21 protein-coding genes (1 of these 21 running past the window's edge) are annotated in these 20,783 nt (G+C 71.9%); 13 read left to right on the forward strand and 8 right to left on the reverse strand.

What is annotated here, in order from left to right; translation table 11 throughout:
* Positions 1–14: 14 nt before the first annotated feature.
* The 3 genes from OHS57_RS21880 to OHS57_RS21890 form a co-directional block, all read right to left on the reverse strand.
* Positions 15–716 (reverse strand): hypothetical protein, encoded by a 702-nt coding sequence (locus OHS57_RS21880; RefSeq protein WP_328583086.1) that lies wholly within the window; start codon positions 714–716, stop codon positions 15–17.
* The gene (locus tag OHS57_RS21885) at positions 704–1,240 is read right to left on the reverse strand and encodes a SigE family RNA polymerase sigma factor (RefSeq protein ID WP_041986253.1); all 537 of its coding nucleotides are present in this window, start codon (positions 1,238–1,240) and stop codon (positions 704–706) included. Before OHS57_RS21885 ends, OHS57_RS21880 begins: the two co-directional genes overlap by 13 nt.
* Positions 1,241–1,457: 217 nt before the next feature.
* On the reverse strand, positions 1,458–2,378 hold the full coding sequence (locus OHS57_RS21890) for an A/G-specific adenine glycosylase (protein WP_041986249.1): 921 nt from the start codon (positions 2,376–2,378) through the stop codon (positions 1,458–1,460).
* Between the two features lie 231 nt (positions 2,379–2,609).
* Between OHS57_RS21890 and OHS57_RS21895 the strand changes: the two genes are divergently transcribed.
* Positions 2,610–3,473, forward strand: a complete 864-nt coding sequence (locus OHS57_RS21895; protein ID WP_328585128.1) for a hypothetical protein — start codon at positions 2,610–2,612, stop codon at positions 3,471–3,473.
* 70 nt (positions 3,474–3,543) lie between these two features.
* On the opposite strand, the gene disA is transcribed toward OHS57_RS21895, so the two are convergent.
* Positions 3,544–4,668, reverse strand: a complete 1,125-nt coding sequence (gene disA / locus OHS57_RS21900; RefSeq protein ID WP_041986243.1) for a DNA integrity scanning diadenylate cyclase DisA — start codon at positions 4,666–4,668, stop codon at positions 3,544–3,546.
* A 44-nt stretch (positions 4,669–4,712) separates the two neighbouring features.
* On the reverse strand, positions 4,713–6,122 hold the full coding sequence (radA, locus tag OHS57_RS21905) for a DNA repair protein RadA (protein ID WP_041986239.1): 1,410 nt from the start codon (positions 6,120–6,122) through the stop codon (positions 4,713–4,715).
* A 145-nt stretch (positions 6,123–6,267) separates the two neighbouring features.
* Between radA and OHS57_RS21910 the strand changes: the two genes are divergently transcribed.
* The gene (locus OHS57_RS21910) at positions 6,268–8,166 is read left to right on the forward strand and encodes a BACON domain-containing protein (protein ID WP_328583087.1); all 1,899 of its coding nucleotides are present in this window, start codon (positions 6,268–6,270) and stop codon (positions 8,164–8,166) included.
* A 6-nt stretch (positions 8,167–8,172) separates the two neighbouring features.
* Here the strand turns inward: OHS57_RS21910 and OHS57_RS21915 are convergent, their stop codons facing one another.
* Positions 8,173–8,991 (reverse strand): hypothetical protein, encoded by an 819-nt coding sequence (locus tag OHS57_RS21915; protein WP_041986237.1) that lies wholly within the window; start codon positions 8,989–8,991, stop codon positions 8,173–8,175.
* Positions 8,992–9,032: 41 nt separating this feature from the next.
* On the opposite strand from OHS57_RS21915, the gene OHS57_RS21920 reads away from it, so the two are divergent.
* The 4 genes from OHS57_RS21920 to ilvD all read left to right on the forward strand — a co-directional run bounded on the left by OHS57_RS21920 (position 9,033) and on the right by ilvD (position 13,603).
* Entirely contained in the window at positions 9,033–9,965 is a 933-nt protein-coding gene (locus tag OHS57_RS21920; RefSeq protein WP_328583088.1) for a Ppx/GppA phosphatase family protein, read from the forward strand.
* A 43-nt stretch (positions 9,966–10,008) separates the two neighbouring features.
* Positions 10,009–10,986 (forward strand): sugar phosphate isomerase/epimerase family protein, encoded by a 978-nt coding sequence (locus OHS57_RS21925; protein WP_328583089.1) that lies wholly within the window; start codon positions 10,009–10,011, stop codon positions 10,984–10,986.
* Positions 10,983–11,612, forward strand: coding sequence for a TetR/AcrR family transcriptional regulator (locus OHS57_RS21930; protein ID WP_328583090.1), 630 nt, complete (start codon positions 10,983–10,985; stop codon positions 11,610–11,612). The genes OHS57_RS21925 and OHS57_RS21930 overlap by 4 nt, the downstream gene beginning before the upstream one ends.
* Before the next feature lie 140 nt (positions 11,613–11,752).
* Positions 11,753–13,603: a dihydroxy-acid dehydratase gene (gene ilvD, locus OHS57_RS21935; RefSeq protein WP_328583091.1), complete on the forward strand. Its 1,851-nt coding sequence runs from the start codon at positions 11,753–11,755 to the stop codon at positions 13,601–13,603.
* 42 nt (positions 13,604–13,645) lie between these two features.
* On the opposite strand, the gene OHS57_RS21940 is transcribed toward ilvD, so the two are convergent.
* Complete coding sequence (locus OHS57_RS21940) at positions 13,646–15,766, reverse strand: protein kinase domain-containing protein (protein WP_443042933.1); 2,121 nt, start codon at positions 15,764–15,766, stop codon at positions 13,646–13,648.
* 125 nt (positions 15,767–15,891) lie between these two features.
* Here OHS57_RS21940 and OHS57_RS21945 point away from each other — a divergent pair, with 125 nt between their 5' ends.
* The 7 genes from OHS57_RS21945 (at position 15,892) to proC (ending at position 20,604) form a co-directional block, all read left to right on the forward strand.
* Positions 15,892–16,206, forward strand: coding sequence for an SH3 domain-containing protein (locus tag OHS57_RS21945; protein WP_328583093.1), 315 nt, complete (start codon positions 15,892–15,894; stop codon positions 16,204–16,206).
* 90 nt (positions 16,207–16,296) lie between these two features.
* A complete protein-coding gene (locus OHS57_RS21950) occupies positions 16,297–16,611 on the forward strand; it encodes a hypothetical protein (RefSeq protein ID WP_443043088.1) in 315 nt (104 codons plus the stop codon).
* A gap of 35 nt (positions 16,612–16,646) precedes the next feature.
* A complete protein-coding gene (locus OHS57_RS21955) occupies positions 16,647–17,258 on the forward strand; it encodes a hypothetical protein (protein ID WP_443042934.1) in 612 nt (203 codons plus the stop codon).
* A 23-nt stretch (positions 17,259–17,281) separates the two neighbouring features.
* Positions 17,282–18,049, forward strand: coding sequence for a class I SAM-dependent methyltransferase (locus tag OHS57_RS21960; RefSeq protein ID WP_328583095.1), 768 nt, complete (start codon positions 17,282–17,284; stop codon positions 18,047–18,049).
* Between the two features lie 91 nt (positions 18,050–18,140).
* Complete coding sequence (locus OHS57_RS21965; protein ID WP_443042935.1) at positions 18,141–18,908, forward strand: ABC transporter ATP-binding protein; 768 nt, start codon at positions 18,141–18,143, stop codon at positions 18,906–18,908.
* Positions 18,905–19,642, forward strand: coding sequence for an ABC transporter permease (locus OHS57_RS21970; protein WP_328583096.1), 738 nt, complete (start codon positions 18,905–18,907; stop codon positions 19,640–19,642). Before OHS57_RS21965 ends, OHS57_RS21970 begins: the two co-directional genes overlap by 4 nt.
* Before the next feature lie 149 nt (positions 19,643–19,791).
* Positions 19,792–20,604: a pyrroline-5-carboxylate reductase gene (proC, locus tag OHS57_RS21975; RefSeq protein WP_041986218.1), complete on the forward strand. Its 813-nt coding sequence runs from the start codon at positions 19,792–19,794 to the stop codon at positions 20,602–20,604.
* Between the two features lie 14 nt (positions 20,605–20,618).
* Here proC and OHS57_RS21980 read toward each other — a convergent pair whose 3' ends face one another.
* Positions 20,619–20,783: the final stretch of a cysteine hydrolase family protein gene (locus OHS57_RS21980; protein ID WP_041986215.1), read on the reverse strand. The gene runs 420 nt beyond the window's last position; 165 of the gene's 585 nt are visible here — the last part of the coding sequence; its start codon lies off the right edge, out of view; the stop codon is at positions 20,619–20,621.

Here is a 20,783-nt window from a genome sequence, read left to right on the forward strand (position 1 = left end):
GTGGCTCTCAGCTCTCAGTTCTCGCTCGGTACGGTCTGCCCGGAACCGGAACCGGACTCGGACTCGGGCTCGGGCTCCGGTTCGTCGAGACCGCCGCCCCCGACCGCCCTGCTGTAGCTGTTGCGCACCCGGTAGCGCTCGGTGAACTTGGTGTTCGTCCAGGCGTAGGTCACCACGTCCTCGCTCGACGGGTACGACACCGAGTCGCCCTTCGCGTACACGGGCTGGGTGACGACCAGCTCGCCCCGGTCGATGGTGGCGTAGACGGCGGGTTCCTCGGCGGCGAACACGTTCCGGTACCCGCCGGTCAGGGTGTCGGCCGGGTCCTCGCGGTACACGTACGTCCCGACGCCCATCGCGTCGCCGCACGTCATGACATTGACCACCACGTAGTGGGCGGTGCTGCCGGTGAGATCGCCGTACGAGGTGTCCACCGGGTACGCGTCCTTGTCGCACGGCTTCAGACCGGCCTTGACGCGCTCGCTGACCGCCGGGTCCCTGCGCAGCAGCGCCACGGCGTCCACCGACTTGGGGGGTGGCGACGCGGAGACCGACGGGGTGGGCACACCGCGCTCCAGGGGCGCCGGCGCCGCGGGACCCTCGTCCCTCGTGCCCGTACCGCCCGCCGAGCAACCGGTCGTGAGCAGGCCGAAGGCGGCGAGCCCGGCCAGTGCCGTACCGCTCGCCGCCAACGATCCGCTTCTCAGGCCGCGCACCTCTCCTGCCCCCGTCCCTCACGATCCTCTTCGCACCGCCGGCTCTCCAGCTCCTCGCGGAGCCGGGCCAGCGCCCGGTGCAGCGTGCTCTTGACCGTACCCGCAGACATTCCGAGCGCGGCGGCGGTCTCCTCCGTGCTCATCTGCTCCCAGTGTCGCAGGACGACCACACTGCGCTGCTTGGGTGCCAGCACGGACAGGATGTCCATCAGCAGGGCCCGGTCGGCGTGCTGCTCGGTGCCGTCCTCGATGCTCGCGTCGGGCAGCTGCTCGGTGGGGATCTCGTCGAGCTTGCGCGCCCGCCACCACTCGGTACGGGTGTTGATCATGACGCGGCGCAGATAGGCGTCGGCCAGCGACTTGTCGGCGATGCCGTCCCAGCGGCGGTACGTACGCGCCAGCGCGGTCTGCAGCAGGTCCTGGGCGTCGACGGGATCGGGCACGAGCCGCCGGGCGCTGCGCAGCAGGGCGTCCTGCCGTGTCCGTACGTACTCCTCGAAACCGATTACCTCACCGTGCGCCATGCCAACCGCCTCCGACCCCTGGACCTTCCCCGCCGTTCTCTGCCACACCAGAAATTACGGAGCTGTTGTCACGGGGCTGTGCGGGTCAGCCATAGGCGGGCGCACGGCTGTCCATCGGTTGTGTAACGACCGGACAAATGCCCGACCGGCGGGGGGCCGGACCGGGCACGGGTCCACGCGGCGCTGTCCTTGTTACCTCTGTACCTCTGTACCTCGGTTACCTCTGCGGCAGTTGGTACCTGCCGTGCTCCAGCGGTTCGACCAGTCCGTCGGCGACGAGACCGTCCAGCGCACGCGCCCGCTGCACCGGTTCGTCCCACACCGCGTCGAGCACCCGCTGCTCCACCGGCGTCACGGCCTCGCGCAGCACGGCGAGCAGCTTGCCGCGCACCTGCCGGTCGGTGCCCGCGTACGTCTGGCCGCGCCGCGCCGCGCCCTCGTGGGCCGGCTTGCCCGCCAGCCGCCAGGCGCAGGCGGTCGCGATCGGGCAGCGCTCGCAGGACTCGTTCTTCGCCGTGCAGAGCAGGGCGCCCAGCTCCATCGAAGCAGCGGCCCAGCGCGCGGCCGTGCCGCTGTCGGCGGGCAGTAGCGCGCGGGCGAGTTTGCGCTCGGCCGCCGTCGTCGCGTTCGGCGGGTACTGCGTACCCGTGACGGCGCGGGCGAAGACCCGGCGCACATTCGTGTCGAGCACGGCATGGCGCTGCCCGTACGCGAACGAGGCGACGGCGGCGGCCGTGTACTCGCCGATGCCGGGCAGCGCGAGCAGCTGCCCGTGCTCGCGCGGTACGTCACCGCCGTACCGTTCCGTTATCGCCTGCGCCGCCCCGTGCAGCCGCAGAGCCCTGCGCGGGTAGCCGAGTCTGCCCCAGGCGCGCACCGCCTCGCCGGGGGGCTCGGCCGCCAGGTCGGCGGGGCGCGGCCAGCGGGCGAGCCACTGCTCGTAGACGGGCAGCACCCGGCTCACCGGGGTCTGCTGGAGCATGAACTCACTGACCATCACGCCCCAGGCGCCCGCTTCGGGGCGGCGCCAGGGCAGGTCGCGCGCGTGCGTCTCGAACCACGCGATGACGGGAGTGTGCAGGGCGGCCGGGTCGTCCGGGCTGGGGGATGCGGCGGTCGTCGCAGGAGTAACAGTCATGGCAGCACCGATCCTGGCATGCTCCGGCGGCCCTGGGCGATCAGCCCCGCGCACGGCGGTGAGGGAACGCGGCGGGGGGCCGTGGCGGGCGGCGCGGCGGGGAACGTACTGGACGAAAGCGGATGCCCCGGTCGCCACCCCGGGATGATGATCCGTAAAACTTGCCGAGACGAGCGGCATGTGGGGCAGGAGTTGGCCCTGATCTCTCGTACAGTTTGCGCCGTGGGATCTATGCGCAATCCGGTCGGGCCGCTTCCCTCCTCCATCTACTGGCGACGGAGGGCAGTAGCGGCGACGCTGGTTGCGCTGCTCGCGCTCCTGATCGTGTGGATCGTCACCCAGGGCGGCGGCGGGAAGAAGAAGCCCGACGACAACAACGGCGGCGCGGCCCCCGCGACCTCGATCACCCCTGGCCCCTCGGGCTCAGGACCCGCCATCAGCGAACAGCCGGGCGGGCGCGACGAGTCGGGCGGCACCGGCAGCGGTGCCACCGGCGGCGGTGACGGCGACAAGAACGGCGACACGTCGGGCACGTCCGGCGGCGGCACGGGCCCCGGCGCGACCCAGCCCCCCGGCGGTACGGGGTCGGGCGGCGCCGGCGGGACAGCGGCGGGCGGTACGGGCACGGGTGGCGCGGGCGGTACGGCAGGCAGCACCGGCCGCCAGGTACCGGTCAGCTCGACGCTCCCCACCTGCGCGCGCAACTCCCTCACGCTGCGGCTCGACAGTACGAAGGTCGCCTACGCGCCGGGCGAGAAGCCGGCGTTCCGGCTCGTCGCCACGAACACGTCGAACACCGCCTGCAAGGCGGACTTCGGGCCGAAGGCGGTCGTACTGACCGTCACCAACGCCGATGACGACGACGTCTGGTCGTCCAAGGACTGCCCGAAGACCGGCAGCGCGTACTTCGAGGTCCCGGCCGGCGCGACGATCACCCGGGTCGTGCAGTGGGACCGCAAGCAGAGCGCACCGAACTGCCCGACCCCGGCGGCCAAGGCGAAGGCCGTGGGGCCCGGCACCTACCTGGTGGAGATCAAGTCGGCGGGCGCCTCGGTGCAGCTCGGCCAGAAGTCCATCCGCCTCGACAAGGACTGAGGCCGGTCCGGCCCGGCCGGGCGCTCCCGGCGGGCGACAGATCGCGGACGCCTGCTAGGCCGGACAGGACCTAGACGTAGCGCTCCAGGATCGACGACTCCGCCAGCCGGGACAGGCCCTCGCGGACGCTGCGGGCGCGGGCCTCGCCGACCCCGTCGACCGTCTGCAGGTCGTCCACGCTCGCGGCGAGCAGCTTCTGCAGACCGCCGAAGTGCTCCACGAGCCGCTCGATGATGGCGCCGGGCAGCCGCGGCACCTTCGCCAGCAGCCGGTAACCGCGCGGCGACACCGCAGAGTCCAGCGTCTCCGGTGATCCGCTGTAGCCCAACGCGCGCGCCACCACGGCCAGTTCCAGCAGCTCGGCGTGGCTGGGCGAGCCCAGGTCCGCCAAGGCCTCGTCCACCGTGCGCGAGCGCTTCGCCGTCGGCTCCGGGACGTAGTCCCGTACGACCAGCTCGCGCTCCGGCTCCACGCCCGCGATCAACTCGTCCAGCTGGAGGGAGAGCAGCCGGCCGTCGGTGCCCAGCTCCACCACGTACTCCGCGATCTCCGTGGCGATCCTGCGCACCATCTCCAGGCGCTGCGCGACAGCCGTGACGTCACGGACCGTCACCAGATCCTCGATCTCCAGCGCGGAGAGCGTCCCGGCGACCTCGTCGAGCCGCAGCTTGTAGCGCTCCAGCGTCGCCAGCGCCTGGTTCGCGCGGGAGAGGATCGCCGCCGACTCCTCCAGGACCCGGCGCTCACCGTTCACGTACAGGGCGATCAGCCGCATCGACTGCGAGACCGAGACGACGGGGAACCCGCACTGCTTGGAGACGCGGTCGGCCGTGCGGTGCCGGGTGCCGGTCTCCTCGGTGGGGATCGAGGACTCGGGGACCAGCTGCACGCCGGCCCGCAGGATCTTCGTGATGTCCTTGTCTAGGATGAGCGCGCCGTCGAGCTTGCACAGCTCGCGCAGGCGCGTGGCGGTGAACTCCACATCCAGCACGAACCCGCCCGTGCACATCGACTCGACGGTCTTGTCCATGCCGAGGACGATCAGACCGCCGGTGTTGCCGCGCAGGATCCGCTCCAGGCCGTCGCGCAGCGCCATTCCAGGCGCGACGGCGCTCAGCGAGGCGCGCATCAAAGCTTCGTTGCCGGAGCCCGCGCCGGACTTTCCGGGTGCTGATGCCCGGTCGTTGGCTGCCACTGCATTCCTCCGGCTCGTACGGATGGGCGAGACCAGGGCAAAGTCTACCGGCGCGCGTTGTCCTCCCGTGGTGCCTCGGCGCGACCCCGGCGCGGCAGGGCCCTCAGCGCTTCACCTATGTCGGCGACTTCTATGACCTTCATACCGGCCGGGATCTTGCCCGGATCGCGCGGTACGAGGGCGTGGGTGAAGCCCAGCCGATGGGCTTCGGAGAGCCTGCGCTGCACGCCGGTGACCCGTCTGACCTCACCCGCGAGCCCCACCTCGCCGATCGCGACGAGGTTCTTCGGCAGCGGGGTGTCGCCGGCGGCCGAGGCCAGCGCGAGCGCCACCGCGAGATCGGCGGCGGGCTCGGACAGCTTCACCCCGCCGACCGTGGCGCAGTAGATGTCCCGTTTGCCCAGCGCACTGATCCGTCCGCGCTGCTCCAGCACGGCCAGCATCATCGACACCCGGGAGGTCTCAAGACCCGAGGTCGTGCGCCGGGGTGACGGGATCTGCGAATCGACGGTCAGCGCCTGCACCTCGGCAACCAGCGGCCTGCGGCCTTCGAGCGTGACGGTCAGACAGGTGCCGGGCACGGGCTCGTCACGCCGGGTGAGGAACAGCCCCGACGGGTCGGCGAGTCCGGTGATCCCCTCGTCGTGCAGCTCGAAGCAGCCGACCTCGTCGGTCGCCCCGTACCGGTTCTTGATACCGCGCACCAGCCGCAGCCGGGCGTGCCGGTCGCCCTCGAACGACAGCACCACGTCCACCAGGTGCTCCAGCAGCCGGGGCCCGGCGATGGCGCCGTCCTTGGTGACATGGCCCACCAGGATCGTGGACATGCCGCGCTCCTTCGACGCGCGGATCAGCGCCCCCGCGACCTCGCGGACCTGCGCCATCCCGCCGGGCGCGCCGTCGATCTCCGGCGAGGCGACGGTCTGTACGGAGTCCAGCACCAGCAGGGCGGGTTTGACGGCGTCGAGATGACCGAGCACGGACGACAGGTCCGTCTCGGCCGCGAGATAGAGATGGTCGTCGATGGCCTTGATCCGGTCGGCGCGCAGCCGCACCTGGCTGGCCGACTCCTCGCCGGTCACATACAGCGTCTTGTGCCCCTCGTCGGCGGCCTTCGCCGCGACGTCCAGCAGCAGCGTCGACTTGCCCACGCCCGGTTCGCCCGCGAGCAGCACGACGGCGCCGGGTACGAGACCGCCGCCGAGCACCCGGTCCAGCTCGGGCACGCCCGTCGAGCGCGCCGTCGCCGTACGGCCGTCGACCTGGCCGATGGGCAGCGCGGCCGTGGAGACCCGCCCCGCGGCCGTGGTCCGCACGGCGGGCGCGCCGTACTCCTCGACCGTCCCCCAGGCCTGGCACTCGGGGCAGCGGCCGAGCCATTTGACGGTCGTCCAGCCGCATTCGGTGCAGCGGTAGGACGGCCGGTCCTTGGCGGTCTTCGTACGGGTGGCCATGGCGTCACCGTATAGGCCCCCACTGACAACGCCGACCACAGCGGTCACGGGACGCTTCCCCACCATCGCCGACAGCTTCACTCATACGGATTAAATGTGCTCAAGGGGGGCGGAGGGCGCGCATTTCTCTGTCTACCGTCGCCAGGTGACGAGCAGCAGTCCCGAGACCTCCATGCACACCACCGGCGTACATCGTGCGCCCCGTCGTGCGCCCCGTTCGGTGGCGCAGCGCCCGCCCGAGCGCTACGAGCCTTATCTGGACGGGCTGTTCACCTACTGCCTCTCCGTACTGTGCGACCACGACGCCGCGATCGAGGTGCTCGGTGACGTCCTGTCGCTCTCCGAGAGGCAGTTCGGCCGCTGTCCCTCGGCCGAGGGGGAGCGCAAGGCCTGGCTCTATGCGCTCGCCCGTTGGGCGTGTCTTCGCAAGCTCACCGAACAGCGCACCAGCCGTCAAGGCGCGCATGTGAAGGGCCCGGCGCCGGCGCCGGACGCGACGCCTTCGGCGTGCGACCCGGCCGTCGCCCCGGAGACCGCCGAGCGCCGCCGCCGCGAACTGGCCATGCTGGCCTGGCCGGAGGCGGCGGGGACCACACCCGAGCAGCGCGAGATCCTGGAGCTGGCCGTACGCCACCAGCTCGGCCCGCGCGACGTCGCCGCCGTCCTGTCGATGGAACTGATGGCCGCCCGCGAGCTGTTGGCGTCGGCTGCCTGCGAGGTGGAGCGCACCCGCGCCGCGCTCGCCGTCGTCGAGAGCGGCAACTGCCCCTCCGTCGCCCGGCTCACCGGCGACAGCCAGGTGCTGCTGTCGGCCACGCTCCGTCGCGAGCTCGTGCGGCACGTGGACGACTGCCCGCGCTGCCGGCGCGCCGCCGAGCACGTCGAGGCGTCGGGTCCCTGGCCGGGCGCGGGCACCGCGGCGGCGCAGGGAGCGTCGCGCGCCACGACCCCCAGGGCGCCCGCCGTCCTGCCGTTCGTCGAGGCGCCGCGCGCCGCCGCCTACACCGCGATGATCCACGCGCCACGGGCCCGCGGCACCGCACCGCGCTTCGGGCGAAACGGTTTCCCGATGGACCCCAAGGACCGCGCGGCGCGCCGCGACCGGCTGCGGGCCCGCGCCGTGACGACGACGGTCGTGGCGACCGTCGTCGCCGCCCCCGTACTCGCCCTGTGGGCGGCGTACCGCAGCGCGCCGCAGACGGGAGAGGGGCACAACGGCGCCTCGATCAGCGCGGGCGGTCAGGACGGGCCAGGGCGGGTCGACGGGCAGCCGTACGACCGGTTCGAGAACGCGGGCAACGCCAGCCCGGGGTCCCGCTTCACGGCGGGCAGCCGCTCCCCTGACGTGTCCGTCGAGGTCATCAGCGACGGTACGTCCGTACCGCCCACCGGGACGGGCCGGCCGGGCGCTGGCGCCGCCGGCCTCGCCGTCTCCGCCTCGTCCAGCGGCGACGTGACGACGATCACGCTCAGGGCGACGGGCGGCGCGCCGGTCACGTGGGCGGCGACGACCGGGGCGAACTGGCTGCGGCTGAGCCGTAACTCCGGCACCCTCGCCCCCGGCCGGTCCGTCACGATCCAGGCCGTCGTGGACCACGCGCGCGAGCCGGCCGGACCGTGGACGGCGCGGATCGCGCTGTACCCCACCGGCTCGGTCGTACGGATCGACGGCTACGGCGCCCTGCCGCCCTCCTCGGACCAGCCGGGCACCCCGGGCGGCTCAGGGAAGCCGGGCCACCCGGGAAAGCCGGGGCACCACGGCGGAGGCGGCCACGGCGGGCACGGCGGGAACGGCGGACATCCGGGCGGCGGCCAGGGCGGCGGCGGGCACCACGGCGGCAATCCCGGTCATCCAGGACCCGGCAGGCCCACCCGGCCGGGCAGCCCGGACCCCGGTTCGTCGGCGCCCACGGACCCCGGCTCCTCGGGACCGACCACCCCGACGGACCCGACCCCGCCGGCCTCCACCACCCCCGAGCCGCCGGGCCCGCCCCCGGCGGACCCGACCGGCGGCTCGGGGCAGCAGCCGGCCAGGACCGGCTGAGCGTGACTACGGCCTGACCGGGTCCGCCGGGTGCGGCGCCACCAGCGGCAGCTCGGTCGCGACGCGCCGCTCGCACAGCTCGGCCAGCACGTCGTACCCCTCCTTGCCCATCAGCTCGGTCAGCTCGGGGCGGTACGTCTTGTAGACCGGCTCGCCCGCGCCGTGCGCCGACGTCGCGGACGTGCACCACCAGTGCAGGTCATGGCCGCCGGGACCCCAGCCGCGCCGGTCGTACTCGCCGATCGACACCCGCAGCACGCGCGTGTCGTCCGGCCGGTCGATCCAGTCGTACGTGCGGCGCACCGGCAGCTGCCAGCACACGTCCGGCTTCGTCTCCAGCGGCTCGCGGCCCTCGCGCAGCGCGAGGATGTGCAGCGAACAGCCGGCGCCGCCCGCGAAGCCGGGACGGTTCTGGAAGATGCAGGAGCCCTGCCAGCGGCGCGTCTGGCGCTCACCGTCGTCGTCGGTCTGGGTCCAGCCCGTCGATGTCCCCTCGTCATGGAACTGCCACAGCTCGGGGGTGAGGCGCGCCACATGCCCAGCGACGCGCTTCTCGTCGTCCTCGTCCGAGAAATGCGCCCCCAGCGTGCAGCAGCCGTCATCGGCGCGGCCCGCCTCGATGCCCTGGCAGCCGCTGCCGAAGATGCATGTCCACCGTGAGGTGAGCCAGGTCAGGTCGCAGCGGAAGATCTGCTCGTCGTCGGCCGGGTCCGGGAATTCGACCCAGGCCCGGGCGAAGTCCAAGCCCTTCTCGTCGTTCCGGCGCGGATTCTGCTTGTCCGGGGCACTGGCTTTGCCCTGCTTCGCCTTTTTCGTCTTTGGCACAAGCCCCAGCGTATGCGCGTGACGGCGATAGCGTTCCGCCCATGAGACTCGGAGTCCTCGATGTCGGTTCGAACACCGTTCATCTGCTCGCGGTGGACGCCCACCGCGGCGCGCGCCCGCTGCCCGCGCACTCACACAAGGCGGAGCTGAGGCTCGCCGAACTCCTCGACGGGGACGGTGCGATCGGGGCGGAGGGGCTGGACCGGCTGGTCGCGACGATCGCCGAGGCCGCCCAGGCAGCCGAGGACCAGGGCTGCGAGGACGTGCTGGCCTTCGCGACCTCGGCCGTGCGGGACGCCAGCAACGTCGAGGTCGTCCTCACCCGGGTCAGGGCCGAGACCGGTGTCGACCTCCAGGTGCTCACCGGCGAGGAGGAGGCCCGGCTCACCTTCCTCGCCGCCCGCCGCTGGTTCGGCTGGTCGGCGGGCAAGCTGCTGGTGCTCGACATCGGCGGCGGCTCGCTGGAGATCGGCTACGGCATCGACGAGGCGCCCGACACCGCCGTCTCGCTGCCGCTGGGCGCCGGCCGGCTGACGGCGGGCTGGCTGCCGGCCGATCCGCCGGACCCGACGGACGTACGGGCGCTGCGCCGCCATGTGCGGGCCGAGATCGCCCGTATCGTCGGCGAGTTCGCCAGGTTCGGCAGTCCCGACCATGTGGTGGCGACGTCCAAGACCTTCCGGCAGCTCGCCAGGATCGCCGGCGCGGCCCGCTCGGCGGAGGGGCTTTACGTCCAGCGCGAATTGAGTCGTTCGTCACTGGAGGAATGGGTTCCGAAGCTGACCGGCATGACGGCGGAGCAGCGCGCGGGGCTGCCGGGCGTCTCGTCGGGCCGGGCCCCTCAGCTGCTGGCCGGAGCGCTGGTCGCCGAGGCGGCGATGGATCTGTTCCGGGTCGGCACCCTGGAGATCTGCCCCTGGGCGCTGCGCGAAGGCGTCATCCTCCGCCGTCTCGACCACCTCCCGACCACCTGAGGCAGGCTCCCGACCACCTGAGGCAGGCCCGTACGCTGTCTTCGTGGCAGATCCAGTGGTGCGCGTCCCCGATGCGAAGGTCGCCCTGTCGACGGCCTCTGTTTACCCGGAGTCCACGGCGACGGCCTTCGAGATCGCCGCACGCCTCGGTTACGACGGCGTCGAGGTCATGGTCTGGACGGATCCCGTCAGCCAGGACATCGAGGCGCTGCGCAGACTCTCCGACCACCACGGCGTGCCGATACTCGCCATCCACGCGCCGTGTCTGCTGATCACCCAGCGGGTCTGGTCGACCGACCCCTGGACGAAACTGCTGCGCGCCCGCGCGGCGGCCGAGCGGCTGGGCGCGTCGACGGTGGTCGTACATCCGCCGTTCCGCTGGCAGCGCCAGTACGCGCGCGACTTCGTCGACGGCATCTGGCGCATGGCCCACGAGACCGACGTGCGGTTCGCCGTCGAGAACATGTACCCGTGGCGCTACCGCGACCGCGAGATGCTCGCCTACGCGCCCGACTGGGACGTCACGAAGGACGACTACCGGCACTTCACCGTCGACCTCTCCCACACGGCGACCGCCCGTACCGACGCCATGGCGATGATCGACCGCATGGGCGACCGGCTGGGGCATGTGCATCTCGCCGACGGCAACGGTTCGGCGAAGGACGAGCACCTGGTGCCGGGGCGCGGCACGCAGCCGTGCGCGGAGCTGCTGGACCGGCTGGCGGTCGGCGGGTTCGACGGGCATGTGGTGATCGAGGTCAACACCCGGCGGGCGATGTCGGCGGCGGAGCGGGAGGCGGACCTGGCGGAGGCGCTGGCGTTCACCCGGCTCCACCTGGCCTCAGCCTCGCCCACACCGGCCGCTGCCCCCACCCCCGCGCCTGCGGCGACCGCGACCCCGGCGCCGTCGAAGCCCCGGTCGTCCGAGCAGCGGTCGTCCGAAGCGCGGTCGTCCGAGGGGCGGTCGCCGTCGAAGCCCCGGTCGCCCAAGGTCCGGCCGTCCAGGTCCCGCCGCTCATGACGGACCCGCACCCGCATCCGGCCCCCGGCAGGCGCGGCCGTGGCCGCCCCGCCCGTACGGAGCGGGACGAAGGCCCCGGCGCCCGGGAGCGGATCCTGACGGCGGCGCGGACCGAGTTCGCCGAGCGCGGCTACGACAAGACGTCCGTACGGGGCATCGCCAAGGCGGCCGGCGTGGACGCCGCGCTCGTCCACCACTACTTCGGTACGAAGGACGAGGTCTTCGCAGCCGCCATCGAGGTCTCCTTCGAACCGGCCCTGCTCGTGCCGTCCCTGCTGGCGGGCGACACCGACCACCTCGGGGAGCGACTGGCCCGGTACTTCATCGGCGTCTGGGAGAACCCGGCCACCCGGGCCCCGCTGCTCGCGATCGTCCGCTCGGCCCTCACGCACGAGGCGGCGGCGAACGTCCTGCGCGCGTTCGTCCTGCGCCAGCTGCTCGGCCGGATCGCGGGCGAGCTGGACGTACCCGACCCGACGTTCCGCGCCGAGCTGGCGGCCTCGCACCTGATCGGGATCTCGCTGCTGCGGTACGTGATCAAGGCGGAGCCGCTGGCCTCGGTGGATCCGGAGGAGATCATCGCGATGGTGGCCCCCACGCTGCAGCGGTACTTGACCGAAAGCTGAACACTCGTCCCGCATTCCGGACGAGCTGTCCAGATCTTGGATCCGGGGCGTACGCTCGAAGGCAATCATTTCTGCTGGAGGATCTGCCGCCGCAGCAGTCGACGCAGCAGTCGGCGGATCCCATGAAGGAGCGAGCGACGATGCCCGAGCTGAGGTCCCGCACTGTCACCCACGGCCGCAATATGGCGGGCGCGCGAGCCCTTATGCGTGCGTCGGGCGTAGCGAGCGAGGACATCGGCAAGCCGATCATCGCCGTTGCCAACTCCTTCACCGAGTTCGTGCCGGGCCACACGCACCTCGCGCCGGTCGGCCGGATCGTCTCCGAGGCGATCAAGGCGGCGGGCGCCGTGCCGCGCGAGTTCAACACGATCGCCGTCGACGACGGCATCGCGATGGGCCACGGCGGGATGCTGTACTCACTGCCGTCCCGTGACCTGATCGCGGACTCCGTCGAGTACATGGTGGAGGCGCACTGCGCCGACGCGCTGATCTGCATCTCCAACTGCGACAAGATCACGCCGGGCATGCTGATGGCCGCGCTGCGGCTCAACATCCCCACGGTCTTCGTCTCCGGCGGCCCGATGGAGGCAGGCAAGGCCACCCTGGTCGACGGCACGGTCCGCAAGCTGGACCTGGTCAACGCCATGTCGGACGCGGTCGACGAGTCCATCTCGGACGCCGACATGCTCCGTATCGAGGAGAACGCCTGCCCCACCTGCGGCTCCTGTTCGGGCATGTTCACCGCCAACTCGATGAACTGCCTGGCCGAGGCCATCGGTCTGGCCCTCCCCGGCAACGGCTCGGTCCTCGCCACCCACACGGCACGCAAGGCGCTGTACGAGAACGCCGGCCGGACGGTCGTGGAGATCACCAAGCGCCACTACGAGCAGGACGACGCGACGGTCCTGCCGCGCGCCGTCGCCACCCGCGCCGCCTTCGACAACGCCATGGCGCTGGACATCGCCATGGGCGGCTCGACCAACACGATCCTGCACCTGCTGGCAGCGGCGCAGGAAGCCGAGCTGGAGTACACGCTCGAAGAGATCAACGCCGTCTCGCGCCGCGTCCCCTGCCTGGCCAAGGTCGCGCCGAACGTCGCGCCCGGCGGCACGTACTACATGGAGGACGTCCACCGCGCCGGCGGCATCCCCGCGATCCTCGGCGAGCTGTACCGGGGCGGGCTGCTCAACGAGGACGTGCACACCGTCCACTCGACCGGCATCAAGGACTGGCTGGAGACGTGGGACGTGCGCGGCGGCTCCCCGTCCGAGGAGGCCGTCGAGCTGTGGCACGCGGCCCCCGGCTGCGTCCGCTCCGCCACCGCCTTCTCGCAGTCGGAGCGCTGGGAGACGCTGGACACGGACGCGGCGGGCGGCTGCATCCGTGACGTCGCCCACGCGTACAGCGTGGACGGCGGCCTGGCGGTCCTGCGGGGCAATCTCGCCGAGGACGGCTGCGTGGTGAAGACGGCGGGCGTGGACGAGTCCATCTGGACCTTCGAGGGCCCGGCGGTCGTCTGCGAGTCGCAGGAGGAGGCCGTCGACAAGATCCTCCGCAAGGAGATCACCGACGGCGACGTGGTCGTCATCCGCTACGAGGGCCCGCGCGGCGGCCCCGGTATGCAGGAAATGCTGTACCCCACCTCGTACTTGAAGGGCCGCGGCCTGGGCAAGACCTGCGCCCTGGTCACCGACGGCCGCTTCTCGGGCGGCACTTCGGGCCTGTCGATCGGCCACGCCTCGCCGGAGGCGGCGTCGGGCGGCACGATCGCGCTGGTCAACGACGGCGACCGGATCCGGATCGACATCCCGAACCGTTCGATCGAACTGCTGGTGAGCGACGAGGAGTTGGCCACCCGCCGCGCCGCCCTGAACGGCGTCTACGCCCCGGCGAACCGCGACCGCAAGGTCTCGGTGGCGCTGCGCGCGTACGCGGCGATGGCGACGAGCGCGGACAAGGGAGCGGTGCGGGACATCACGCGCCTGGGCTGACGCCTCGCAGCCGCCGACGCGGCGCGTATCCGGTCCGCCGGGTCACCAGCGGGCCGGATCGCCGCTGTCGACGGCGAACACCGACCCGTCGGGCGCGGTGGCGACGACCTTGCCGGGAGCGACGACGGGCGGCGGCAGCGTGGGCACGAGCGTCCGGGCCGCGGCGTCCATCCGGGGCTTGGTCTGCCCGAGCAGCGCCCCGGTCACCCCGTCGACGGCGAGCAACCGCCCGTCCCCGGCGCTGACATAGACCCGCTTCCCGTCGACGGCGGGCCGCGAGGCACGCGTGACGGACGTCTCCAGCCGCCAGCGCTGCACACCTTCGCGGGTGTCGACGGCGAGGAGCGAGCCGGTGTAGCCGACGACGTAGACGATGTCGTCGGCGACGGTGGCTTGGGCCTGTTCGACGAAGCTGGGGAGCGGGGTGCGCGTGACGGCGCGGGTCGTGGCGTCGAGTCGGACGACGGCGTTGGTGACGTCGTCGAGGTTCTGGGACAGCAGGAACAGCGCGCCGTCGGAGGCGCCCACCGGGACCAGGGATCCCGTCAGATTCTTCCGCCAGAGCACGGCCCCCGTGCCGGGGTCGACGGAACTCACCTCGGTGGGAGTGGCCGGTGGCCCTGTCACGGCGAACAGCCGCGCGTGCTTGCCGCTCCCGCCGGCCCAGAGGTTGCTGAACGTGTCCAGCCGTCGTGTCCAGCGTTCCGACCCGGTGACGCTGTCCAGCGCGCGCACCGACTGCCCGTCAGATTTCATGAGCAGCACCGAGTCCCCGGCGTAACGCACTGTGGGGTACTGGGAGATGTCGGCCTCCCAGCGCTGTTCGCCGGAGGCCGGATCGAGCGCGGCCAGGCGCTTCGTGCCAGGCACGACGACGTACAGCAGACCGCCCGACAGGACCGGGGGCGTGTCACCGGCGGTGAAGCCTGCGGCGTCGGTGTCTTTCACGGACCAGTCGACGTGCCCGTCGGTCTGGTTGATGCGAGCAGCCGCGACACCCGGGGCGGTGCAGTAGAGACTCGCGCCGTCGGGCGAGCAGACGGGAGCCTTGTTCTCCGTCGTGCCGCCACGGAGTGTGGTGTGCCAGGGGCGGAATTTCTGGCCCTTGGCGGGACCCGCGTAGGCCGTGCCGGGTGCGCCGTGTCCGGAAGCCCCCTGCACGGCGAAGAAACAGCCGGCGGCCACGAGCACCAGGGCGACACCCGCCGCCGCCCAGCGCACCCGCGGGCGGGCCAGCCGGCCGCGCGGGCGGGCGGCGGCGCGGGGATGCGTCGCCGCAGCCGCGCTCCCCGTACGGTCCCCGCCCCGCCGCGCCGGTACGAACGGCGTCGCACCGCGTGACGACGGATGAAGCATGGCCATCAATTCGTCCGGCGTCGGCCGGTCTTCCGGCTGTTTCGCCAGGCAACTCTTGATCAGCGGAAGGAGGTTCTCCGGAACTCCGGTCAAGTTCGGGTCGTTGTGGACGACTTGGTAGGCGACCACATACGGGCTGTCCGAATCGAAGGGACCGCGCCCGGTAGCCGCGTGCACCAGCACCGCACCCATCGCGAAGACGTCGGCCGCAGGACCGACATCGCGTGGCCGCTGGAATTGCTCGGGCGCCATGAACGGCGGTGTACCGATCAATTTGCCGGTCTCGGTCCGCAGGTCGCTGTCCGTCGGCCGCGAGATACCGAAGTCGATCACTTTCGGGCCGTCCGCCGCCAATAGGACATTGCTCGGCTTGAGATCGCGGTGCACCACGCCGGCCCGGTGGATGTCGCGCAGCCCTTCGGCGAGTCCCGCGCCGAGCAGGATGAGTTCGTCGCCCTTGAGCGGACCGTTCCGCTTCACTTGTTCGGACAGGGTGGGACCGTCGATGAAGAGGGTGGCCATCCAGGGCCGCGGCGCCTCCGGATCCGCGTCGACCACGGGTGCGGTGAAGGCACCGCTCACCCGCCGCGCGGCGGCGACTTCCTGCCGGAAACGGGCCCTGAACTCGGAGTCCTGCGCATGGTCGGCATGAATGACCTTGACGGCGATGCGCATCCCCGAGGCCGATGTGGCCAGATGGACCACACCCATTCCGCCCGAGCCCAGACAGGACTCCAGCTCGTACCGCCCGGCATACTCCGGAAGTTCCGCTTCCGGGGCAGATCCAGTGTTGCGCAGTGGTGGCATTGCCCACCCCCGTGTGTTCGTGCACAAGCGCGACGCACCGACCTTAGTCGATGATGCGTGCGATCCAGCCATGGGTTGCTAGCCTGCGCGGCGCAGGGAGTACGCCATCAACGAGGGGGGACCTCATGGCTGTTGAAGAAGTCGAGAACACCACGGAAGAAGTCGGGACGCTGGCCGCCGAAGGGCTCGCGTCTCTTCGGTACCCGATTGCGCCGGGTTACGTGGTGAACGTGCGGAGCGGCCCCGGTACGAACTACGGAATCGTGCGCCGCCTTCCCGCCGGAACGCGTGTCCCGATCAACTGCCAGACACCGGGGACCACGGAAACGGGGCCCTACGGAACGTCGAACATCTGGGACAACATCGCCAACGGACAGTTCATCTCCGACGCTTTTGTGAAGACAGGCAGTGACGGATATTTCACCGTCCGCTGCGCCTGATTGGCGTGCGGCATGGGCACGGTAGTTCCCATGCTGACCAAGAGATCGATCTCGATGCTGGGCGGCGCAGCCGCCGCTGTGGTCCTGCTGATGACGACAACTCCGGCTGCGCAAGCCGCGGACACCGGAGCCGTGGGCGCCGGCTCAGCGGTCTTGTCCACTCACTATCCGCTCGCGCCGGGCTACCACGTGAACGTTCGCAGCGGTCCGGGCACCAACTTCGGTGTCGTCCGCATCCTTCCAGCCGGCACCCGCGTACCGATCAACTGCCAGACCCCGGGCACCACCGAGACCGGCCCCTACGGGACCTCGAACATCTGGGACAACATCGCCAACGGGCAGTTCATCTCGGACACCTTCGTGCAGACAGGCAGTGACGGGTACTTCACCGTCCGCTGCGCCTGACCACCCCCCTCCGCCCACCGGGGATAATCGACCCCGTGAGCGAGCACACCGAGCACCCCGAGCAGCACGACGTACAGAACGGGCATCCCGAAACCACCCGGGCCGCCGCCTCCGCAGCCGCGGGGGCGGACGGCTCGGGCGGCGCGGGCGGTCCCGTGCCCGAGACCCTGCGGTTCTTCGGGACCACCTGGCTCCGGCGCGACCGCGGCTACGCCGCGCGCCGTGTCGCCGTCGCCGTCGGTTCGCTCGTCACCGCCTTCGCCGCCTGTCTCGTCCTGCGGTTCGCCTACGACGGGATCGAGCTGGCGAAGGTCGGCTCCTTCGTCGGTTTGCTGGTCGTCGTGGTCTTCGCGGTGTGCAGCGCCGTCGCCTTCCGCAAGACCTGGGAGGGCTTCAGCCGCCGCCCCGCCGACCCCGCCCGTGAGGAATCGCTGCGCAGCTTCAAGGCCATCGGCTTCATCGGCTCGCTGATCGCGTACTTCCTCCGCTCCCTCTACGAGGCCCCGGGCGAGACCCTGCGCCGCAAGGAGTACGAGCAGGCCGTCGTCGAGTACGAGCGCCGGCGCACCACCCGCTCCGGCAACCCGGCCGCCCGACGCGGCGGCAGCGGCGGTGGCGCCAAGCGCAAGCGGGCCAAGCGCGGCTGACACCGGTCGGCCGGTTCGTCAGGATGGGCCGTATGACTGATCGCGCGCTCTCCTTCGACTCCGTCGCCGCCCAGTACGCCGCCGCCCGCCCCGGCTACCCGCCCGTTCTCTTCGACACCGTCGAGACCCTGGCCGGCCGGTCCCTCGCCGGAGCCCGCGTCGTCGATGTCGGCGCCGGTACCGGTATCGCCACCCGGCTGCTGCGCGAACGCGGCGCCCACGTCACCGCCGTCGAGCCTGGCCCCGGCATGGCGGCCCAGTTGCGTCGCGACCTGCCCGACGTACCGCTCGTACGGGGGACCGGCGACGCCCTGCCGCTCGCCGACGGCACGGCCGATCTGATCACGTACGCCCAGTCCTGGCACTGGACCGACCCCACGCGCTCCCTGCCCGAGGCGCTGCGCGTGCTGCGGCCCGGCGGCGCGCTCGTCCTGTGGTGGAACGTCGCCGACCCCGATGTGCCGTGGATCGCCGCGCAGGACGCCCGGCTCCGCAGCGTGGCGGGGGACGGCGCGCACGGCGGGCACGGCCCCCGCGCCGCGACACCGGACCGGCCCGCGGACGCGGGCTTCACCCGGCGGCGGGTGCACTGGACCCGCGAGGTGTCCCTCGACACCCACCTCGGCAACCTCGGCAGTCACTCCATCTTCCGGGTGCTCGGCGCCGAGGCCACCGCCGCCTTCCTCGCGGCCGAGCGCGCCGAACTGCTCAGCGTCTTCCCCGACGGAACCGTCGAGGAGGCGTACGCCGTGGAGTTGGCGGTCACGCGACGCGGCCCCGCGCCCGAGTAGCCCCGCGCCCGAGTAACCCGCCACCGGGTAACGCGTCCCCGACCGCCGCCCACCCTTGACGGCGTCCACCCCCGCGCGCATTATTCATCACATGATGAATTCTCCCGGGGCTGCCATCCATGCCCGCGGTCTCACCGTCCTACGAGGCGACCGCACCGTCCTGCGCGGCCTCGACTTCGCCGTACCCCCCGGCCAGATCACCGGTCTCCTCGGGCCTTCCGGCTGCGGCAAGTCGACCCTGATGCGCTCCGTCGTCGGCACCCAGGCCAAGACCACCGGCACCCTCGACGTCCTCGGCCTGGCGGCCGGTGACGCCTCACTGCGGGCGCGGATCGGCTACGTCACCCAAGCCCCGTCCGTCTACGACGACTTGACTGTCCGTCAGAACCTCGACTACTTCGCCGCCGTACTCGACCCCGGCCGGGCCCGCCGCGAAGCGCGCCACGAGAGCGTCACCCGCACCATCTCCGACGTCGACCTCTCCTCCCACGCCCAGTCCCTGGCCGGCCGGCTCTCCGGCGGCCAGCGCAGCCGCGTCTCCCTCGCCGTCGCCCTGCTCGGGAAGCCCGAACTGCTCGTACTGGACGAACCCACCGTCGGCCTCGACCCCGTACTCCGCCGCGACCTGTGGGACCTCTTCCACCGCATCGCGCAGGAGCGCTCCGCCACGATCCTCATCTCGTCCCACGTCATGGACGAAGCCGAACGCTGCCACCGGCTGCTCCTCATGCGCGACGGCCGGATCCTCGCCGACGACACCCCCGAAGCCCTGCGCGCCCGCACCGGCTCCGACACCGTCGAAGACTCCTTCCTCCACCTGGTCGACGAGGCCAACGCCCTTCAGGAGAGCGCCCGATGACCGCGACCCGCACCCTCGCCACCGCCGCCCGCGTGCTGCGCCAGCTCCGCCACGACCCCCGGTCGATCGCGCTGCTGATCCTCGTCCCGTGCGTGATGCTCTTCCTGCTCCGCTACGTCTTCGACGGCAGCCCGCGCACCTTCGACTCCATCGGCGCCTCGCTGCTCGGCATCTTCCCCCTCATCACCATGTTCCTGGTGACCTCGATCGCCACCCTCCGCGAACGCACCTCCGGCACCCTCGAACGCCTCCTCGCCATGCCCCTCGGCAAAGGCGACCTGATCGCCGGCTACGCCCTGGCCTTCGGGCTGCTCGCCGTCGTCCAGTCCGCACTCGCCACCGGCCTCGCCCTGTGGGTGCTCGGCCTCGACGTGACCGGCTCGCCCTGGCTGCTCCTGCTCGTCGCCCTGCTCGACGCGCTCCTCGGCACCGCGCTCGGACTCTTCGTCTCGGCCTTCGCCGCGTCCGAGTTCCAGGCGGTCCAGTTCATGCCGGCGGTGATCTTCCCCCAGCTGCTGCTCTGCGGACTGTTCGCCGCACGCCCCACCATGCAGCCCGTACTGGAGGCCATCTCCGACGTGCTGCCCATGTCGTACGCGGTCGACGGGATGAACGAGGTGCTGCGCCACACCGACATCACCGGCGACTTCGTCCGCGACATCCTGATCGTCGCGGGCTGCGCCCTGCTCGTCCTCACCCTCGGCGCGGCAACCCTGCGCCGCCGCACCGCCTAGCGCCGCCGCACCGCCCAGCGCCGGTACGCCGGAGGCCGCCCGGAACCCGCGTACCGCCCCTCGGACACCGCACGCCCGACGCCCCCGCCCGGTGCGAGGATGAACCGGTAGACAGCAAGACCCAGCACCACCGGCGAGGTGACCCCCGAATGACCAAGACAGTCGCAGTCCTCGGCACAGGCAAGATCGGCGAAGCCCTGCTCAGCGGCATGATCAGGGCCGGCTGGCGGCCCGCCGACCTGCTCGTCACCACCCGCCGCACCGAACGCGCCACGGAACTCCACGACCGCTACGGCGTCGAGCCCGTCACCAACGCCGACGCCGCCAAGCGCGCCGACACCCTCATCCTCGCCGTCAAGCCGCAGGACATGGGCAAGCTCCTCGACGAACTCGCCCCCCATGTCGCCGCCGGGACCACCCTCGTCATCAGCGCGGCAGCCGGCATCCCCACCTCCTTCATCGAGGAACGCCTGGCCGCCGGCACCCCCGTCGTCCGCGTCATGCCCAACACCCCGGTCGTCGTGGACGAGGGCATGTCCGTCATCTCGGCCGGCAGCCACGCCGTCGCCGAACACCTCAGCCACGCCGAGGAGATCTTCGGTGGGGTCGGCAAGACCCTCCGCGTCCCCGAGTCCCAGCAGGACGCGGCGACCGCACTCTCCGGATCAGGCCCGGCCTACTTCTACTTCCTCGTCGAAGCCATGACCGACGCCGGAATCCTGCTCGGACTGCCCCGCGCCCAGGCCCACGACCTGATCGTCCAGGCCGCCATCGGCGCCGCCGTCATGCTGCGCGACAGCGGCGAACACCCGGTCAAGCTCCGCGAAGCCGTCACCTCACCGGCCGGCACCACCATCAGCGCCATCCGCGAGCTGGAGAACCACGGCGTGCGGGCCGCCCTGATCGCCGCTCTCGAAGCGGCCCGCGACCGCAGCCGCGAGCTCGCCTCCGGCAACGGCTGACCGGGCTCCGGACGTCAGCCGGCCGCCGCCACCAACTCCTCGGTCCGTACGACCTTCGCGAACCCGCCGCCGTGCAGCGAAACGGCCGTCGCCCGCGACAGCTCGTCGGCGGACTGCTGCCAGCCGAACGGCCCGGTCAGGTCGAACGTGTGCATGGCGTCGAGCGGGAAGAACACCTC

Source organism: Streptomyces sp. NBC_00370, from assembly GCF_036084755.1.
Lineage (GTDB): Bacteria > Actinomycetota > Actinomycetes > Streptomycetales > Streptomycetaceae > Streptomyces.